Source organism: Halorientalis sp. LT38 (genome assembly GCF_037031225.1).
GTDB classification, from domain to species: Archaea; Halobacteriota; Halobacteria; order Halobacteriales; family Haloarculaceae; genus Halorientalis; species Halorientalis halophila.
In genome coordinates this window covers 2,131,108-2,147,571 of sequence record NZ_JAYEZN010000001.1, presented here as the reverse complement: position 1 = coordinate 2,147,571, position 16,464 = coordinate 2,131,108, and the positions used below count along the sequence as shown (strand labels likewise).

The following is a 16,464-nucleotide window of genomic DNA, read 5'->3' as shown; positions in this document are numbered from 1 at the left end:
TACCGTCTCTACTCAAGCCCTCTCCACTGTCTCGAGGTAATTATTGATAACCATCGGGAGAACTGCTGCGGTAAAAACCAGGACACTGGTCGACACGAATACCGGAGCGTCTAGCCCATCGTCAACCAGTGCGGCGAGAACGATCCCCATGACAGCACACGCGAACACGATTTCGTTTTTGCGAGAGACCATACCTGTCGAATTGTCTCCTCGATACTTATTCTTGTGAGATGGATATAATCGCGGTAGAGCTGGATACAAGCTGCACTTTCTACACTGAGCCCTCGCAACCGCGCCAACGAGGCGAGCGTCCGGGAAGTTGTTGCACTGAATTCAGACCGGAGTTCTCTCGACCACTTGCCCGTCGTAGGTCGGGTACTGCTCGACGATCTCGCCTTTCTCCAGATCGCCGTCCTCGACCATCTCCTCCAGCAGCCACCACGCCACTTCGACGTGGTCCGACTTCACCGTGTAGAACTCCTCGGGCACACCGAGGGCCTCGAACCGTTCGGGCTCGGCCCAGGTCTTCCCGTAGACGAGGGTGCCGTCGTCGGTCACCTCGTCGAACTCGCGCCGGATCTGCCGGGCCATGCGCTTCAGGCGGCGGCGGTGCTGGGCGGCGTCCTTGAACACGGACGTACAGAAGTAGACCTTCTCGTGGTCGCCCATGACCTCGAGGATCTCCTCGCGGGTGTCCTCGACGGCGCTCATGTGGCCGTCCTTCAGCTCGAAGCCCTCCTCCTGCATCCGGCGGTAGTTCCCGTCGGACATCTCGAACTCGTTGACGTTGCAGAAGTCGGCGGCGCCCTCGTCCAGGAAGTCGAGGAACTCTTCCTCCGGGCGGATGCCCGGAATCTCGAACGCGGGAGTGAGACCCTCCTCGCGGGCGGCGTAGAGGATGTCCTCCCACTCGGTGCCGTGCAGGTCGCCCCACTGCTCGAACGGTGGGTGAAAACGGATCTCGTCGAGACCGGCCTCGCTCAGGCGGCGCATGTTCTCGCGCCCGCCCGTGATGCCGGTGTAGAGGTGCGTGTGGAAGTCCTCGCCGTACTCGTCCTTGAGGAGGGAGAGATAGCGGCAGGTCCGCTCCATCGCCTCCTGGGGCTCGCCGCCGGTGATCGAGGCGCCGAGGGCGTCCATCCGCTCGGCCTCCTCGATGACGTCATGGTCCGCCTCGACGAGGCGTTCGTTGGCGTACACGTCGGTGACGTTCTTGCGGTTCTCGCCGAGCGGGCAGTAGAAACAGTCGCGCTGGTCGCAGTAGCCGTAGACGAAGAGGACGAGCTTGCCGCCCTCGGCGCACTGTTCACAGCCCTTCGAGATCATCGGTTACCCTTCGTTTCCCGTCGAGCGGCAAAAGCCGTGCGAAACGGGTCGGCGAGTCGACCGGTGGGTCGCGAGGCGAGCCTCGGCACGGGCCCGCCGCCCAAAAGCAGATAAACCACAGCGGCGAAGGGGCAAACGATGCTGCTGGTCCTGTGCGTGGACCTCGACGACGACCTCGGTCGCAAGACCGGCCTCGAGACGCCGGTGATCGGCCGCGACGCCGTCGAGGAGGCCGCCGTCGCCCTGGCGACCGCCGACCCCGAGGACAGCGACGTCAACGTGCTGTTCGAGGGCCTGCACCTCCAGAAGTCCATCGAGGACGAGGACGTCGAGGTCGCCGCGGTGACCGGCGTCGACGGCAGCGACGTGGCGGCGAACCGGAAGGTGGGCGAGGAGGTCGACACCGTCCTCGCGAGCATCTCCGCCAGCGACGACGTCCGCGCCATCGTCGTCACCGACGGGGCCCAGGACGAGTCCGTCGTCCCCGTCATCCGCTCCCGCGTCTACATCGACGGCGTCCAGCGCGTCGTCGTCCGCCAGGCACAGGACCTCGAATCGATGTATTACACGATCAAGCAGGTCCTCGACGACCCCGAGACTCGCGGGACCATCCTCGTCCCCCTCGGCATCCTGCTTCTCATCTATCCCCTCGCCATCATCGCCGACTACCTCGGCCTCCCCGGCGCCGTGTTCGGCCTCACCTCGGGGCTGCTCGGCCTGTACATCCTCGGTCGGGGGCTCGGCGCCGAACGGGCGCTGGACTCGGCCATCGATCGCCTCCGGTCGGTGTTCTACGCCGGTCGCGTGACGCTGATCACCTCCGTGGTCGCGGCGGCGCTGCTGCTGATCGGCGGCGCCGAGGGACTCCAGGCGCTGGACGCCGCCCAGTCCGCACGCCCGGAGTTGAGCGTGCTCGAGGTCGTCTCGGCGGTCGTCAACGGCGCCGTCCGCTGGTTCGCCGCCGCCGGCATCACCTCCAGCCTGGGCCGCGTCACCGACGAGTTCCTCGCCGGCGAGTTCCAGTGGCACTACCTCAACGCCCCGTTCTACGTCGTCGCCATCGCCGCCGTCCTCTACGGCATGAGCGCCTACTTCCTCGATCAGGTGACCCTGTCCTTCCTGGCGGCCACCCTGACGGGCGGGACCATCCTCGGCCTCGTCAGCACGCTCGCCTTCGCCGTCGTCGAGTCCCGGGACCGGGCCGAGCGTCCCTCCGCCTGACCGATCGTGCGCGCGACCGCACCGCTACACCGCCCGACACCGACAGAACGCTTATTCCACCGTCGCTCGTACCCTACTGGCATGACCGATAGTCGGGAGATCCGTCTCATCGAAGAGGACAACGGCTGGTCCGCGGTCGACGTCGGGACCAGTGTGGTCAGCCAGGGCGAGACGCGCCAGCAGGCCCTCGAAGTGCTGGACGAAGCCGTCTCCCTCTACACCGACGACGAGGGCACCGCCATCGGCGACGAGGTGGCCTTCCTCGAAGACCACGGGATCGATCCCGCCAAGGTCACCGATCCACGGGATCTTCCGGATTTCATGCAGTAGCGAGGACGAACGCAGTGAGGCCTCGGAAATTGCGAGCGGTGACCACCGGGAGCCGCGAGCGGAGCGCGGCTCGACCGCAGGGAGAGTCGCGTTAATCACGAACGGGGAGTGCGAGGTCTTCGACCTCGACTCGAACGGACGCAGTCCGTGAGAGCGAAGCGACCCGTGAGTAGCGAGGGCTAGCGGAGCGAGCCCTCGCTATCTCTCTCGTACGACCACGAACTCGGCCAGGTCCTCCAGATACGCCAGCGCCTCCGAGTCCGCCGCGTCGACCGTCGACAGCGACGCCAGCGCCTCGTCCGACATCTCGCGTGCGCGCTCGTTGGCCTCCTCCGGCGTGAGATCGGTCACCTGCACGAACGACGGGCGGTCCATCTCCTCGTCGTGGCCCGTCGGTTTCCCGAGGTCCTCGGCCTCGGCGGTCGCGTCGAGCACGTCGTCGCGCATCTGGAACGCGATGCCCACTCGCTCGGCGTACCGGCCGAGCGCCTCGACCGTGTAGGCGTCGGCGTCGGCCGCGATGGCGCCCAGTTCGGCCGCCGCGCGGAACAGCGCCCCCGTCTTCCGGCGGGCCAGCTCAACGTACTCGGCCTCGTTTTCGGGCCGGGCGACCAGCTCCGTCGCCTCGCCCTCGCCGAGTTCGACCATCGACTCCGCGACGGCCTGCATCGCTCGCTCGTCGGCCGAGAACAGCGCGAACGCCTCCCCCAGCAGCCCGTCGGAGGCGATGATCGCCGGGCCGTAGCCGAACTCGGCCCACGCGCTGGGGACGTCCCGGCGGACCGCCGAGTCGTCGATGATGTCGTCGATCACCAGCGAGGCGTTGTGGACGAGTTCGATCCCCACCGCGTAGTCGACCGCCGCCTCCGGATCGCCGCCCAGCGACTCACAGACCAGCACCGTCACCGTCGGGCGGACCCGCTTGCCCCCCGACAGCGTGACGTGATCCAGCTCGTCGGCCAGCTCCGCTGGCTCGACCCCGTCGAGGACCGCTTCGAGCCGCTCCTCGACGAGCGCCCGTCGGCGCTCCAGATACTCCATTGCCGTGGCGTTAGGACCAGGGGTCAATGAGGGTAACGAACCGCATCGTTCGGCCCACACCGTCGCCCTCGGCGGGCGGAGCCGCTCAGAAGGAGTCGACGACGGGGATCCCGTCGGTCTCGAAGTCGGTCATCGCCGCCAGCCTGTCCGAGACGTCTTCCAGCCCCACGGTCTCCGAGACCACGGCACTGGGATCGATCTTGCCCGTCGCGACCATCCGGAAGATCTCGTCGTAGCTCGACACCGGCATCCCGTAGGAACCCAGGAACTCGATCTCCTGCATCACCATCGCGTCGGTCGGGAGCGACACCGACCCCTTCTCCGCCTCCGTCGTCAGCCCGATCTGGAGGTGCTGCCCGCGGTTGCCCAGGCTCTGCACGGAGTTGCGGCTGGTTTCGGCGATCCCCAGCGCGTCGACGCTGACCGCCGCCCCGCCGTCGGTCAGCCCCTTGATCGCCTTCGGGACGCGCTCGGTCTCGGCGGCGTTGACCGTCTCGACCGCTCCGAGCTCGGCGGCCTGGGCGAGCTTGTCGTCTTTCAGGTCCACCGCGATCACGTTCGCGCCCAGCGCGTCCGCGATGTGGACGGCGGAGAGGCCGACGCCGCCGCAGCCGTGGACGGCCACCCAGTCGCCCGCGTTCACGTCCGCGCGGTGGGCCAGCCCGTGGAACGACGTCATGAACCGACAGCCCAGCCCCGCCATGTCGACGGAGGTGACGCCCTCGGGGAGTTCGACCGCGTTGTGGTCGGCGAAGGGGACGTGCACCTGCTCGGCGAACGCGCCCTGCGCCTGTTCGATGAAGCCCAGCGGCATCCCGTTCTCGCAGGTGTTCGAGTGCCCGGTCCGACACTCCGGGCACTGCCCGTCGCCCAGGTTGAACGGGATGGCGACGTGGTCGCCCTCCCGGACGGTCTCGACTTCGTCGCCCACCGCGACGACGTGGCCTGCCGGTTCGTGACCGAGGATCTGTCCCGCCCCGGCGTCGATCCCCAGCCAGTCCCAGTCACCCTGCCAGACGTGCCAGTCGCTGCGGCAGATCCCGCAGGCCTCTGTCTCGACGACGACCCCGTGGGGCGCCGGCTCCGGCGCGTCGACGTCCTCTATGGCCAGCGGTTCGCCGTGGTCCTCGAGTACTGCTGCTCGCATAGCAGGTCCGAGGAGTGGTACGGGGATAAAGGTGCGCGCTGGCTTCTGAAGGGTACCAAGGCGGACCGGGTGACGGGAGGCAGCGAAACCGCACCCCGGATTCGCGTTGCGCCAAAAATGGAGAGAGTTAGCCGATCAGAGGTCCGGCACTTCGCCGCCGAACTCCTCGGATGCCACCTTTTTCCGCTCGGGTCGCCTGCTGCGACCACTCGCGCAAAAACGTGGGCGAAAAAAGCCGGCCGCTCGCGTCGCTCACGGCCGGCGAAAAAACGGAGAGAGTTAGCCGATCAGAGGTCCGGCACTTCGCCGCCGAACTCCTCGATGAGCGCGGGGACGACGTCGAAGAGGTCGTCTTCGATGCCGTAGTCGGCGAGGTCCCAGATGGGCGCGTTGGGGTCCGTGTTGATCGCGACGATGGTGTCGGCGCCCTTCATGCCGGCGACGTGCTGGACGGCGCCGGAGATACCGATGGCGATGTAGACGTCGGGCGTGACGACCTTTCCGGACTGGCCGACCTGCCGGTTGGCGGGCAGCCAGCCGTTGTCGACGATCGGTCGGGACGACGACAGCGTGGCGTCGGTCGCCTCGACCAGCGCCTCGATCAGCGGGAGGTTCTCCTCCTCGTCGATCCCGCGGCCGATCGAGACCAGGAAGTCCGCCTCGCTGATGTCGACGTCACCGCCGGCGACCTCCTCGTAGCCGGTGACGGTGGACTTGATCTCGCTCTCGTCGATGTCGGCGTCGAACGCCTCGATCGCGGCGTCGCCGGTCCCCTCGGCCTGGGGCCACTCGGCGGGCCGGATCGTGACCGCGGCGTGGTCCTCCTCGACGTCGATGGTCGTCTCGACCTTGCCGCCGTACTCCTCGCGGGTGACGGTGAGGCCGTCGTCGTAGGCCAGGTCGATCGCGTCGGTCACCAGGGGCAGCGCGAGGCCCTCGGCGACGGCGGGCGCGTAGTCCATCCCGTTGACCGAGTTCGGCGCCAGCAGGAACTGCGGGTCGACCTCTGCGTAGAGCTGCTCGATGGCCTGCGTGTAGACGTCGTGGTTGAACTCCTCACCGTACTCGACGGTGTGGATGGCGTCGGCGCCCTCGCGGTTGACGTCGTCGGCCAGCGCGTCGACGTCGCCGCTGACGACGGCCAGGTGCAGGTCGCCGCCGGTCTGGTCGGCCAGGTCGCGGCCGGCCGAGACCATCTCGAGACTCACGTCGCGCAGTTCGCCGCGGCGGTGTTCCGTGATGGCGAGGACGTCACTCATGCCTCGACCACCCCCTTGTCGCGGAGGAACGCAGCCAGTTCCCCGGCCGTCTCCTCGGCGTCGCCGCTCCAGACGGTCGCGTCGCCCTCGGACTCGGGCTCGTACAGGTCGGTCTGGTTCAGCGAGCTCTCGAGCACGCTCGCGTCGAGACCAACGTCTCCGAGGGTCTTGACGTCGAGCGGCTTGCTCTGGGCCTGGCGGATGCCGCGCAGGCTGGCGTAGCGGGGCTCGTTGATCCCCGACTGGATCGTGAGCACGGCGGGGCTCTCGACCTCGGTGAGCTCCTCGACGCCGCCCTCCAGTTCGCGGTGGACGTTGGCGACGCCGCCCTCGACGTCCAGATCGAGCTGGTTGACGACTGCGGCCCACTCGAAGCCGATCTTCTCGGCCAGTGTGACGCCCGTCGCACCGTTGGCCTCGTCGCCGGCCTGCACGCCGGTCAGGACCAGATCGGGGGCTTCCTCCTCGACGACCGCGGCCAGCAGTTCGGCCTTCGAGTCGACGTCGAGATAGCTGTCTGCCTCGAGGTCGTCGTCCCACACGCGGATCGCGCGGTCGGCGCCCTTCGCGAGTGCCATCCGGATCGTCTCCTCGGCCCGCTCCGGACCGATCGTGGCCGTGACGACCTCCACGTCGTCGACGTCCTCGCTGATCTGGACGGCCTCCTCGACCGCGTAGTCGTCCCACTCGTTGAGGTCGTATTCGAGATACTGCTCGGCGATATCACCGCCCGAGATCTCGAACTCGTCCTCGACTTCCGCCACCTCCTTTACCGTTACGAGAATCTTCATGCTCATCGGAACTGGGATTTACTCCCCGTTAAACGTTTCCGAACGTCGAAACCGCGGAAAACCGTTCATTCCCCGACCCGGAAGCGCGCGTGGGCCCTCGTCCGGCCCGAACGCGACGTCTCAGACGCCGTCGTCGCCGCCGTCGGTGACGTCCTCGTCGGGGAAGGAGATGAGGTTCTCGCGACCGATCCGGAGCTTGTCGATCCGGCCCTCGTTGTCCATCGCCGAGAGCAACTGCGAGACCTTGGCGTTCGACCAGTCGGTCTCGTCGACGATGTTGGCCTGCTTCATGCGGCCGCCGTTTTGCTCGAGCAACCGCTCGATGCGCTCCTCGTCGCTCAGCAGTTCCTCGTCGATGTCGGCGTCTCCGGGGTCCGGGTCGGCCGCCGTCGTCCCGCCGTCGGTCGTCGACGCGGCCGCGCCGCCCGCCACGGAGGCCGCATCGCCCGGGCCGTCGTCCGCGTCGCTACCACTGGCGGTCGTCGCGGGGGACGGCAGGTCGACGTCGCGCGTCGCGAGCAGGTACGCCACCAGCACGGCCAGGACGACCGCGGCGGCGGCGAACACCCACACCAGTGGAAGCCCGCCCGACACCGGATCGCCGGTGGTGTTCGACCCCGCGTCCCCGCGGCGCTCGTAGACGACCGCCGGCTGGCCGCGATCGAAGGACTGCTGGCCCGTCCACTGGAGCGAGGCGTTCGAGACCTGGTAGCCCGCCGGTGACGCACTGTAGAGGTCGTACGGTCGCGGCGGCACGATGGTCAGCGACTGGTTCGTCCCCAGCGTGGGGAACCACGTCCCGTCGGCGGCGACGAACACGTCGTCGAGGTAGAGGAACCCGTCGGACTGCCGGGCGAAGGCGGTCCAGGTGAACTCGAGGACGAGTTCGCCGGTGCCGTCGTCGAGGGCGCTCTCCCTCGAGACGCCGGTGATGCCCATCTCCCGGCCGGTCGCGTCGGCGGCCAGGTCGCTGGCCCGCCGGGCCGTCTGGAGCGTCTTCAGTCCCTGGCCGTTCTCGAACCGCTGTGCGATCGACCTGAACGCCGCTCGCTCGGCCTCCGTCGCGACCGTGTAGTTCCGCGTGACCGTCCACTGGGCGTCCCCGTTCGGCGACACCTGGATCCGGAAGTCGGTGTCCGGCGGCCGCAGGTCCCCGTCGGCCGTCTGGGCGGCGACCGCGTCGCGTTCGACCGCCGGTCCGTCCGCGACGGGGCCGGAGGCGAGCGCTGGCCCGACCACGGGACCGGCGGTCAGGAGGAGGGCGAGTGAGGCGAGCAGGGCGGCATGTGCCCGCGTCAACATTAGTCGTCTCTGCTCGCGCCTCGGGGAAAACACTTTCCATCAGGTGAGAAAGCGTCAGGAGCGGCCGTGAAACGTCTAAGCAGCCCTCAGGCGGCGATGTAATGTTAGTTCGAGTAACAGGTGTGGCGGTGCGACCACACTCGGTCGGGTTTTTTGTAGTCCCACGTCCATGTGCCATATATCCGCTATGCGACACGCATCCCCCGTCCTCCTCTGCGTGCTGCTGCTCACCGCGACGGTGGCAGCCGGCACGCCGGCCCTCTCACCCGCGACGCCCGTCCAGCCGACGGCGCAGGACGCGTCCCGTCCCGCCACGGCACCGATCGCCACCTCGGCGAACACCAGTAACTACCTCGCGCTCCCCGGAGGCAACCCACAGCGCAGCGCGTTCGGCAACGCATCGCTCGACCTCGGGGCCGCCGCCGCGATCGACAGCGCCCGCCTGCAGGAGTCGTTCGTCGACCAGACCACCGTCGAGGCCTTCCGATCGGCCCCGAACTCGTCTGCGCGCGTGACCGTCCTCGAACGGGCCGCGGACGACATCGAGAACCGGACGACTGCGATCCGGCGATACCAGCGGCGGTCGATCGGTGAGTTCACCGCCGGCCGCATCACGGCGGAGACGCTGTTCAAACGCTTCGCCGTCGTCGACGTCCGGGCCAGGGAGGTTCGCAACGGGATCCGGACCATCCAGCAGACGACGACGGGCTACTCCGTGCCGGCCGAAGTCGACGACCGATTCGACGAACTCAGACAGGCCACGATGCTCTACTCCACGGACCAGCGCACGAGCATCCGGCGCGCGCTCGTCGGCGACCGCAGTCGGCTCGACCAGTTCGTGTCGACGACCGACGGCGGCCTCGTCCTCGCGAAGATCGCTCGCGGCGAGCAGACCTACGAGCGCGAGGCGTACATCGACGGGCGGTACCGACAGAGCGGCGACGACCGGTTCAACGACGACTTCGAGAACGCCTACGACTTCGCGCTCGGGCTGTACCCCTGGGCCGACGAGAACCGGGTCACGAGCCCCGGCGTCGTCCCGCTGGGCGTCCACAGCGTCTACCGGATCAACATCAACCACGCCCACGGCGAACTCGTGACCTACCTCGACGGGGCCAGCGCCGACGTCTTCCTCGAAGAGCAGGTGAAACGGCTCTCCGTCCTGCCGCCGGGGCAGACCGTCACCGGGACGAACGAGACCGCCGACCTCACCGTCGAGGCGAACCTCAGCCACCCGACCGGTCCGATGCAGGTCACCGTCCGCGACTCCGTGACCGGCGCGGCCGAGGACGCCCGGATCAGGGTCGACGGTCAGTACGTCGGCCAGACCGGCGAGAACGGCCGCCTCTGGACGCTCCAGCCCGACGCGTCCGTCCGCGTCGAGGCCGCCGTCGGCAACGAAACCGTCTCCGTCACCGGGGTCGCGGACTGAGCCGGGACGAGCGGAGATTGAAGTGGGAAGCCGGGACCACCCTCCCGCGTGTCGACTCGCGCGCTCAGTTCCGTCGTCGGCGTCGCCCTCCTGACCCTCGTCGCCGTCCTCGCCGCCTCGGTCGTCGGGGCCACCGCCTTCGGCGCCGCGCCCGCGGGCGACGACCCCACGAGAACCGCGTTCGAGTTGCAGGTCGACGCCGACGCGAACCGAATCACCCTCACGCACAGCGGCGGCGACGCCGTGTCCGTCGCGGACCTCCGAATCCGGGTCCGGATCGACGGCGAGCCGCTCGCCCACCAGCCGCCGGTCCCCTTCTTCGCGACCACCGGGTTCGTCTCGGGGCCGACCGGCCCCGTCAACGTCGCCGGCGACGAGCGCTGGACGGCCGGCGAGCGGGCGAGTTTCGAGCTTGCGGGAACGAACGCACCGCTCCCCGGCGAGGGTTCGGAGGTCACCGTGGCACTCTATCTGGACGGCAGAAAACTGGCTACGCTGGAAACGGTCGCCTGACGGGCTACTCCGGCACCTGCGCCACGGTAGTAATCGCGATCTCCGGATTCCACCTTTTTCTCCTCGGGTGACTCGCTACGCTCGCCACCGCTCACACCAGAAATCTCCGATTTCTGGTTTGCTCACGAGAGTTCCGCTCTCGTGAACGTCGAAAAACGTGGGCGAAAAAGCCGAGCGCTCCCGTTGGTCGCGCTCGGTACAATACTCTCCTACTCCGGCACCTTCGCCACGGTAGTAATCGCGATTTCGGGGTTGTAGTCGGGGCCCATCGTGTAGTGCTCGAAGGCGGTGAAGCCGGCCTCGCGGAACATCCGGTCGGCCTCGTGCTCGTCGTAGAACAGCATGATCGCGTCGGCGAGCTTCTGGAAGATCGTCGAGTTCGGGTAGTTCGGGCCGACGATCAGCACCTGGCCGCCGGGTTTCGCGACGCGGCGACACTCCCTGAGGGCGTCGACCGGGTTGGGCCAGTACTCGATTGAGCCCGAGGACCAGACCACGTCGAAGGCGTCGTCGCGGAAGGGGAGCCGCTCGGCGTCGCCGAGGTGGAACTGGACGGGGCCGTCGCGTTTGCCGAACTTCTCGTAGGCCTTCTCAAGCTGGTGGGGGCTCTGGTCGAGCCCGTAGACCGTATCGACGCGGGAGAGCAGGCCCTCGGTCGCGAAGCCGGTGCCACACCCCACGTCCAGCACCCGGTCGTCCGGTTCGATGTCGAGCAGGTCGATGGCCGCGGTCCGCATCTGCTCGTTCCAGATGAACGGGTTGATCCGGTCGTACACCTTCGAGAGGTACTTGTAGAAGAGGCGAGCCCGGGACTTGTCTTCGAGCACTCCCATTGGTCGTCGTTTCGGCGCTCCGGCTCATAATTCCCCGGATTTCCGTCCATCGGACGGGGCCGGCACGGGTCGGGCCACGGTCCCGGACGCGGAGCGGGCCGTGAACCTGTCACACGACTGCGAACGAGCGGTTCGGGCGGCAAACTTCGCAACTACCAAATAGGCGTTGGTGCTAGTTCCGGATGATTCAAATGCCAAGGCCAGAGGTTCTCGACCGGATCAAAGAGACCGAAGACGAGGCCGACGATATCGTCGCCGAGGCCGAGCAGGAGGCCGAGGCGCTCATCGAGGAGGCCCGAGAGGAGGCCGAGGAGATCCGCCAGCAGGCCCGAGAGGAGGCCGAGGAGATCGCACAGGAGCGCCTCGAGGACGCTCGCGCCGAGATCGAGGAAGAGCGCGAGCGCATCCTCGCAGAGGGCGACGAACAGCGCGAGGCGCTGGAGGCACAGGCCGCCGACCAGCGCGACGAGGTGATCGACCGCGTGACAGACCTGTTCGAGGAGGCGGTGCATGCTCAGACCTGAGCGGATGAGCCGCGTCTCGGTGACCGGCTCCAAACAGGTCATGGAGCCGGTCGTCGAGGCCATGCACGACCTCCGACTGGTTGATCTCACCGACTACGACGGCGCCTGGGAGGGCTTCGAGCCCGGCGACACCGTCGAGGGCGGCAACGAGGCCTCGGAGAAACTCGTCACCGTCCGCTCGCTGAAGTCCATCCTCGGCGTGGCGGAGACCGACGCCGGCCCGACCCGGCTGGTCACCGAGGAGGCCCTCGACGAGGAACTCGGCGAGATCCGCGAAGAGGTCAACGAACTCGACGACCGCCGCGACGGACTGAAAGACGAACTCCGGACGGTCGAGGAGAACATCGACAGCGTCGAGCCCTTCGCCGCGCTCGGCCTCGATCTGGACCTGCTGACCGGCTACGACTCGCTCGCGGTCGGCGTGGGCGAGGGCGACGCCGACGCCATCGAAGCCGAACTCGCAGACTCCGACCGCGTCGCCGACTTCGAGGTGTTCTCGGAGGGCGACGCCGTCGCCGTCTTCGTCTATCCCGAGGACGGGGACCCCACGACGGGGACCGACGTCACCGTCCAGGACCTGCTCGTCGGCGCGCGCTATCAGTCCTACGAGGTGCCCGACGCCGAGGGCAGCCCCGAGGAGTACATCTCGGAGCTACACCACCGCAAACAGCAGCTCGAATCCAAACTCGGTACCGTCGAGGACGAACTCGGCGACCTCCGCCTCGACGTCGCGGGCTTCCTGCTCGCGGCCGAGGAGACCCTGGCCATCGAGGCACAGAAGTCCGAAGCGCCCCTCTCCTTCGCGACGACGGAGAACGCCTTCGTCGCCGAAGGGTGGCTCCCGACGGAGCAGTACGAAGAGCTGGTCGCCGCGCTCGATTCGACCGTCGGCGACCGCGTCGAGGTCGAGGAACTCGAACGCGCCGAGTACGATACCGACGGGCACGTCCACCACACGGAGGACGTGGCCGAGGAAGGCGGCGCGACCGAGGGCGAGACCGGCGGCGTCGGATCCCCGGTCAGCACGGACTCCCCGGACTCGGCGGCCTCGGCCGCCGAGTCCGAGGAGGCCGAGCAGGAACAGGAGAAAGAGCCTGTTGCGGACGGGGGTAACGTCACGATGGGCGACGAGGACCCGCCGGTCGTGCAGGACAACCCGGGCCCGGCCAAGCCCTTCGAGGCACTGGTCGGGGTCATCAACCGGCCGAAGTACTCGGAGTTCGACCCGACCGTCCTGCTCTTCCTGACCTTCCCGGCCTTCTTCGGGTTCATGATCGGCGACCTGGGGTACGGGATCCTCTACATCGTGCTGGGCTACTGGCTCTACAGTAGCTTCGACAGCGACATGCTGCGGAGTCTCGGCGGCGTCGGCATCTGGGCCGGTGCGTTCACCGCGATCTTCGGGATCCTCTACGGCGAGATCTTCGGATTCCACTACATCGCCGAGTACCTGTGGGGCGGTTCCGCGCCGATCCACAAGGGCCTCCAGCCCTACCACAGCACCTGGGCGCAGGCCTGGCTCGTGATCAGCCTGCTGGCCGGAATGGTCCACCTCGCGATCGGGTGGGTTCTCGACTTCGTCCACAATTTCCAGAGTCACGGCTTCGGCGACGCGATGGGCGAGAGCGGGTCGTGGCTGCTGATGCTCTTTGGCATCTGGGCGTGGATCTTCGGCGGCGCCTTCGGTAGCGCACCGGGCCTGCTCTACGGGTCCGACAGCGTCTTCAACGGGCACCCGCTCCCGCTCGGCTTCGCCGGGCTCCCGGAGCCGTTCGGGCTCGTCGGCCTGGGTGCGTTCTTCGTGGGACTCGTCTTGCTCGTCAACGCAGAGCCCGTCGAGGGCGTCGAGTTCCTGAACGTGCTCGTCAACGTGCTCTCTTACACCCGGATCGCGGCGGTGCTGCTGGCCAAGGCCGCGATGGCCTTCGTGGTCAACCTGCTGGTCTTCGGCGTCTACGTCACCGAAGAGCACGGCGGCGAAGCCTGGCACTTCGGGACCGGCGGGATGCCCGAAGCCGGCACGACGTACCACGGGTACGAGGTCGTCGAGATCATGTTCGGCGGGCTCGTCCACTCGGGGGTCGCCGGCATCCTCGTCGGCATCCTCATCCTCGTGATCGGCCACCTGCTCGTGCTCGCGCTGGGCGTCACCAGCGCCGGCCTGCAGGGGGTCCGTCTCGAGTACGTGGAGTTCTTCGGGAAGTTCTACGAGGGCGGCGGTCGGAAGTACACCCCGTTCGGCTACGAGCGGGAGTACACCGCCGAGGACTGAGGCCGACCGGCGGCCGGAACTGACCGGCCGCCCCGGGCGGTCGCTGGCGGGCGCGAATGTTGCGGGAAGCGAAACGCGGGCGCACTCGTCCCGTTAGCCGATCGAACCGTGAGACCGTCTCACACTTGGTTTTCACGCGCTGACGACGGTATTTGGGAAGTTTTATGGGGCCGCTAGGGTGATATCAGCCTGTTCGGAGACACACTTGAGGACGTAATCATGCTCGAAGCACTCGAACTCACGACGGTGCTGGTAACGCTTCTCCAGGAATTCAACCCGCAGCCCGCCATCCCGACGGGCGCGGCGGCGGCGCTGGCGGTCGGTCTGGCGGCCCTCGGTGCGGGCTACGCGGAGCGCGGGATCGGGGCGGCCGCCGTCGGGGCGATCGCCGAGAACGACGAGATGTTCGGCCGTGGGCTGATCCTGACGGTGCTGCCGGAGACGCTCGTCATCCTGGCCCTGGTCGTCGTCTTCGTCTAACACCGCTTCCCATTTCTAACGATGAGCCTTGATACAGTCGTAGAGGACATACGGGAGAAAGCCCGCGCGCGTGCGGAGGACATTCGGTCCGAGGCGGAAGCCGAGGCCGAAGAGATCCGCTCGGCGGCCGAACGCGACGCCGAGGAGATCCGAAACGAGCGCGAGGCCGACGTGGAATCGACCATCGCACAGGAGCGCGAACAGCGCCTCTCCAGCGCGAAACTGGAGGCCAAACAGGCCCGACTCGAGGCCCGACGGAACGTCCTGGGCGAGGTGCGCGAGGCGGTCGAGGACGAGATCGAGAGTCTGGACGGCGAAAAGCGCGAGGAGCTGACCGGCGCGCTGCTCGACGCCGCCGTCTCGGAGTTCGACGACGACGGCGACCTGGCAGTGCGGGGCCGCGCCGACGACGAGGAACTGATCGAGTCGCTGCTCGAAGACCGCGAGGTCGAGGGGAGCTACGCGGGCGAGTACGACTGCCTCGGCGGCGTCGTGGTCTCCAGCGAGCAGTCCCGCGTCCAGGTGACCAACACCTTCGACGCGATCCTCGAGGACGTCTGGGAGGAGAACCTGGGCGAGATCAGCGACGATCTGTTCGAGCAATGATCGACACCGAGAAAACGAGCGGCCCGGGCAATTACGAGTACGTGATCGCGCGGGTCCGTTCGCGCCGGGCCGTGCTGTTCGACGACGACGACTACCGGAAGCTGGTCCGGATGGGGACGGGCGAGATCGCCCGCTTCATGGAGGAAAGCGAGTACGAGACCGAGATGAACGCGCTCGCCGCTCGCCACTCCGGGGTCGACCTCATCGAGTTCGCACTGAACCGCAACGTCGCCAAGCACTTCGACGACCTGCTGCGGTGGTCCGAAGGCGAGCTCTACGGCTACATCGTCCGCTACCTCCGGAAGTTCGACGTCTGGAACGTCAAGACGATCATCCGCGGGCTCTACTCCGGCGAGAGCCGCGAGGGAATCGAGACCGACCTGATCCGCGCCGGCGAGTTCGACGAGGGACTCCTCGACGAACTGCTGGCGGCCGGCTCGATCCAGGGCGTCGTCGAACGGCTCGAAACGACGCGCTACGGCGACGCGCTCGCGGAGGCCTACGAGGTCTTCGAGGAGAGCGACGTGCTGGTGCCCCTGGAGAACGCCCTCGACCGGGCGTTCTACGAGGAACTGCTGACCGGGCTCCCGGCCGAGCCCAGTCGGCCGATGGCGCTGTACGTCGAGTTCCTGAGCGCGGAGGTCGACTTCCGCAACCTTCGCAACGCCTTCCGGATCGCCCGGAGCGGCGCGGACATGGAGCCCGAGGAGTACTACATCGAGGGCGGCGACCTGTTCGACACGAACGACATCCGCCAGCTGGCCGGCGACGTGGACCGGCTGGTCGAGCACGTCCGCCAGAGTCGCTACGGCGACGAGTTGCGCGAGGGCCTGGACGCCCTCGAAGAGGCGGGCAGCCTGCTCGAGTTCGAGCGCGCCGTCGACGCGGCGCTGCTCGAGTACTCCGGGCGGCTGTCGAACCGGTACCCGCTGTCGGTCTGTCCGGTCCTGGCGTACGTCCTCGCCAAGGAGCGGGAGGTCGACAACATCCGCGCGATCGCGCGCGGTCGGGAGGCCGGCCTCTCGCAGGAGGAGATCGAGACCGAACTGGTGATACTATGAGCCAGGAGATCGCCGTCGTCGGCAGTCCGGACTTCACGACCGGCTTCCGGCTGGCGGGCGTCCGCAAGTTCGCGGACGTCCCCAGCGAGGAGAAGGCGACGGAACTGGACGCGGCGGTCGAGGAGATGCTCGGGGACGACGACGTCGGCATCCTCGTGATGTACGACGACGACCTCGAGCACCTGTCGCGGGGCGTCCGCGACGACGTCGAGACGAGCGTCGAACCGGTGCTCGTCACCCTCGGCGGCGAGGGGGCCGGCAGCGGCGGGCTGCGAGAGCAGATCAAACGAGCTATCGGCATCGACCTCATGGAGGAAGACTAACTA

At 67.8% G+C, this 16,464-nt stretch carries 18 protein-coding genes; 10 read left to right on the top strand and 8 right to left on the bottom strand.

Going from position 1 to position 16,464, the window contains the following annotated elements; translation table 11 throughout:
- Window positions 1–12: 12 nt before the first annotated feature.
- Both U5918_RS10960 and U5918_RS10955 read right to left on the bottom strand, forming a co-directional pair.
- Window positions 13–192, bottom strand: coding sequence for a DUF7987 family protein (locus U5918_RS10960; RefSeq protein ID WP_336001395.1), 180 nt, complete (start codon window positions 190–192; stop codon window positions 13–15).
- A 141-nt stretch (window positions 193–333) separates the two neighbouring features.
- Window positions 334–1,326, bottom strand: a complete 993-nt coding sequence (locus tag U5918_RS10955) for a radical SAM protein (RefSeq protein WP_336001394.1) — start codon at window positions 1,324–1,326, stop codon at window positions 334–336.
- 138 nt (window positions 1,327–1,464) lie between these two features.
- Between U5918_RS10955 and U5918_RS10950 the strand changes: the two genes are divergently transcribed.
- Window positions 1,465–2,547: a DUF373 family protein gene (locus tag U5918_RS10950; RefSeq protein ID WP_336001393.1), complete on the top strand. Its 1,083-nt coding sequence runs from the start codon at window positions 1,465–1,467 to the stop codon at window positions 2,545–2,547.
- Window positions 2,548–2,628: 81 nt separating this feature from the next.
- Complete coding sequence (locus U5918_RS10945; protein ID WP_336001392.1) at window positions 2,629–2,877, top strand: type II toxin-antitoxin system HicB family antitoxin; 249 nt, start codon at window positions 2,629–2,631, stop codon at window positions 2,875–2,877.
- Window positions 2,878–3,075: 198 nt separating this feature from the next.
- Here the strand turns inward: U5918_RS10945 and U5918_RS10940 are convergent, their stop codons facing one another.
- From U5918_RS10940 to U5918_RS10920, 5 genes are all read right to left on the bottom strand, one after another.
- Window positions 3,076–3,918 (bottom strand): polyprenyl synthetase family protein, encoded by an 843-nt coding sequence (locus U5918_RS10940; protein ID WP_336001391.1) that lies wholly within the window; start codon window positions 3,916–3,918, stop codon window positions 3,076–3,078.
- A gap of 85 nt (window positions 3,919–4,003) precedes the next feature.
- Complete coding sequence (locus U5918_RS10935) at window positions 4,004–5,065, bottom strand: zinc-dependent alcohol dehydrogenase family protein (protein WP_336001390.1); 1,062 nt, start codon at window positions 5,063–5,065, stop codon at window positions 4,004–4,006.
- A 287-nt stretch (window positions 5,066–5,352) separates the two neighbouring features.
- Complete coding sequence (locus U5918_RS10930; RefSeq protein ID WP_336001389.1) at window positions 5,353–6,324, bottom strand: electron transfer flavoprotein subunit alpha/FixB family protein; 972 nt, start codon at window positions 6,322–6,324, stop codon at window positions 5,353–5,355.
- Window positions 6,321–7,115, bottom strand: a complete 795-nt coding sequence (locus U5918_RS10925; RefSeq protein WP_336001388.1) for an electron transfer flavoprotein subunit beta/FixA family protein — start codon at window positions 7,113–7,115, stop codon at window positions 6,321–6,323. The genes U5918_RS10930 and U5918_RS10925 overlap by 4 nt, the downstream gene beginning before the upstream one ends.
- A gap of 120 nt (window positions 7,116–7,235) precedes the next feature.
- Complete coding sequence (locus U5918_RS10920) at window positions 7,236–8,417, bottom strand: helix-turn-helix transcriptional regulator (protein ID WP_336001387.1); 1,182 nt, start codon at window positions 8,415–8,417, stop codon at window positions 7,236–7,238.
- Between the two features lie 187 nt (window positions 8,418–8,604).
- Between U5918_RS10920 and U5918_RS10915 the strand changes: the two genes are divergently transcribed.
- Both U5918_RS10915 and U5918_RS10910 read left to right on the top strand, forming a co-directional pair.
- Window positions 8,605–9,849 (top strand): DUF7096 domain-containing protein, encoded by a 1,245-nt coding sequence (locus tag U5918_RS10915; RefSeq protein ID WP_336001386.1) that lies wholly within the window; start codon window positions 8,605–8,607, stop codon window positions 9,847–9,849.
- Window positions 9,850–9,897: 48 nt separating this feature from the next.
- Window positions 9,898–10,362: a type IV pilin N-terminal domain-containing protein gene (locus U5918_RS10910; protein ID WP_336001385.1), complete on the top strand. Its 465-nt coding sequence runs from the start codon at window positions 9,898–9,900 to the stop codon at window positions 10,360–10,362.
- Between the two features lie 209 nt (window positions 10,363–10,571).
- Here the strand turns inward: U5918_RS10910 and U5918_RS10905 are convergent, their stop codons facing one another.
- Entirely contained in the window at window positions 10,572–11,195 is a 624-nt protein-coding gene (locus U5918_RS10905) for a methyltransferase domain-containing protein (protein WP_336001384.1), read from the bottom strand.
- Between the two features lie 191 nt (window positions 11,196–11,386).
- Between U5918_RS10905 and ahaH the strand changes: the two genes are divergently transcribed.
- From ahaH to U5918_RS10875, 6 genes are all read left to right on the top strand, one after another.
- Window positions 11,387–11,719, top strand: a complete 333-nt coding sequence (ahaH, locus tag U5918_RS10900; protein WP_336001383.1) for an ATP synthase archaeal subunit H — start codon at window positions 11,387–11,389, stop codon at window positions 11,717–11,719.
- Entirely contained in the window at window positions 11,706–13,991 is a 2,286-nt protein-coding gene (locus tag U5918_RS10895) for a V-type ATP synthase subunit I (RefSeq protein WP_336001382.1), read from the top strand. Before ahaH ends, U5918_RS10895 begins: the two co-directional genes overlap by 14 nt.
- Before the next feature lie 219 nt (window positions 13,992–14,210).
- Window positions 14,211–14,471: a F0F1 ATP synthase subunit C gene (locus tag U5918_RS10890; protein ID WP_336001381.1), complete on the top strand. Its 261-nt coding sequence runs from the start codon at window positions 14,211–14,213 to the stop codon at window positions 14,469–14,471.
- Between the two features lie 21 nt (window positions 14,472–14,492).
- Entirely contained in the window at window positions 14,493–15,077 is a 585-nt protein-coding gene (locus U5918_RS10885; protein WP_336001380.1) for a V-type ATP synthase subunit E, read from the top strand.
- On the top strand, window positions 15,074–16,138 hold the full coding sequence (locus U5918_RS10880) for a V-type ATP synthase subunit C (RefSeq protein WP_336001379.1): 1,065 nt from the start codon (window positions 15,074–15,076) through the stop codon (window positions 16,136–16,138). Before U5918_RS10885 ends, U5918_RS10880 begins: the two co-directional genes overlap by 4 nt.
- Window positions 16,135–16,461, top strand: coding sequence for a V-type ATP synthase subunit F (locus tag U5918_RS10875; protein ID WP_336001378.1), 327 nt, complete (start codon window positions 16,135–16,137; stop codon window positions 16,459–16,461). The genes U5918_RS10880 and U5918_RS10875 overlap by 4 nt, the downstream gene beginning before the upstream one ends.
- Window positions 16,462–16,464 lie beyond the last annotated feature (3 nt).

Excerpts from the sequence above, each read along its gene's own strand:
- U5918_RS10960 (WP_336001395.1), bottom strand. The coding sequence starts at position 192 with ATGGTCTCTCGCAAAAACGAAATCGTGTTCGCGTGTGCTGTCATGGGG.
- U5918_RS10955 (WP_336001394.1), bottom strand. The coding sequence starts at position 1,326 with ATGATCTCGAAGGGCTGTGAACAGTGCGCCGAGGGCGGCAAGCTCGTC.
- U5918_RS10950 (WP_336001393.1), top strand. The coding sequence starts at position 1,465 with ATGCTGCTGGTCCTGTGCGTGGACCTCGACGACGACCTCGGTCGCAAG.
- U5918_RS10945 (WP_336001392.1), top strand. The coding sequence starts at position 2,629 with ATGACCGATAGTCGGGAGATCCGTCTCATCGAAGAGGACAACGGCTGG.
- U5918_RS10940 (WP_336001391.1), bottom strand. The coding sequence starts at position 3,918 with ATGGAGTATCTGGAGCGCCGACGGGCGCTCGTCGAGGAGCGGCTCGAA.
- U5918_RS10935 (WP_336001390.1), bottom strand. The coding sequence starts at position 5,065 with ATGCGAGCAGCAGTACTCGAGGACCACGGCGAACCGCTGGCCATAGAG.
- U5918_RS10930 (WP_336001389.1), bottom strand. The coding sequence starts at position 6,324 with ATGAGTGACGTCCTCGCCATCACGGAACACCGCCGCGGCGAACTGCGC.
- U5918_RS10925 (WP_336001388.1), bottom strand. The coding sequence starts at position 7,115 with ATGAAGATTCTCGTAACGGTAAAGGAGGTGGCGGAAGTCGAGGACGAG.
- U5918_RS10920 (WP_336001387.1), bottom strand. The coding sequence starts at position 8,417 with ATGTTGACGCGGGCACATGCCGCCCTGCTCGCCTCACTCGCCCTCCTC.
- U5918_RS10915 (WP_336001386.1), top strand. The coding sequence starts at position 8,605 with ATGCGACACGCATCCCCCGTCCTCCTCTGCGTGCTGCTGCTCACCGCG.
- U5918_RS10905 (WP_336001384.1), bottom strand. The coding sequence starts at position 11,195 with ATGGGAGTGCTCGAAGACAAGTCCCGGGCTCGCCTCTTCTACAAGTAC.
- ahaH (WP_336001383.1), top strand. The coding sequence starts at position 11,387 with ATGCCAAGGCCAGAGGTTCTCGACCGGATCAAAGAGACCGAAGACGAG.
- U5918_RS10895 (WP_336001382.1), top strand. The coding sequence starts at position 11,706 with ATGCTCAGACCTGAGCGGATGAGCCGCGTCTCGGTGACCGGCTCCAAA.
- U5918_RS10890 (WP_336001381.1), top strand. The coding sequence starts at position 14,211 with ATGCTCGAAGCACTCGAACTCACGACGGTGCTGGTAACGCTTCTCCAG.
- U5918_RS10885 (WP_336001380.1), top strand. The coding sequence starts at position 14,493 with ATGAGCCTTGATACAGTCGTAGAGGACATACGGGAGAAAGCCCGCGCG.
- U5918_RS10880 (WP_336001379.1), top strand. The coding sequence starts at position 15,074 with ATGATCGACACCGAGAAAACGAGCGGCCCGGGCAATTACGAGTACGTG.
- U5918_RS10875 (WP_336001378.1), top strand. The coding sequence starts at position 16,135 with ATGAGCCAGGAGATCGCCGTCGTCGGCAGTCCGGACTTCACGACCGGC.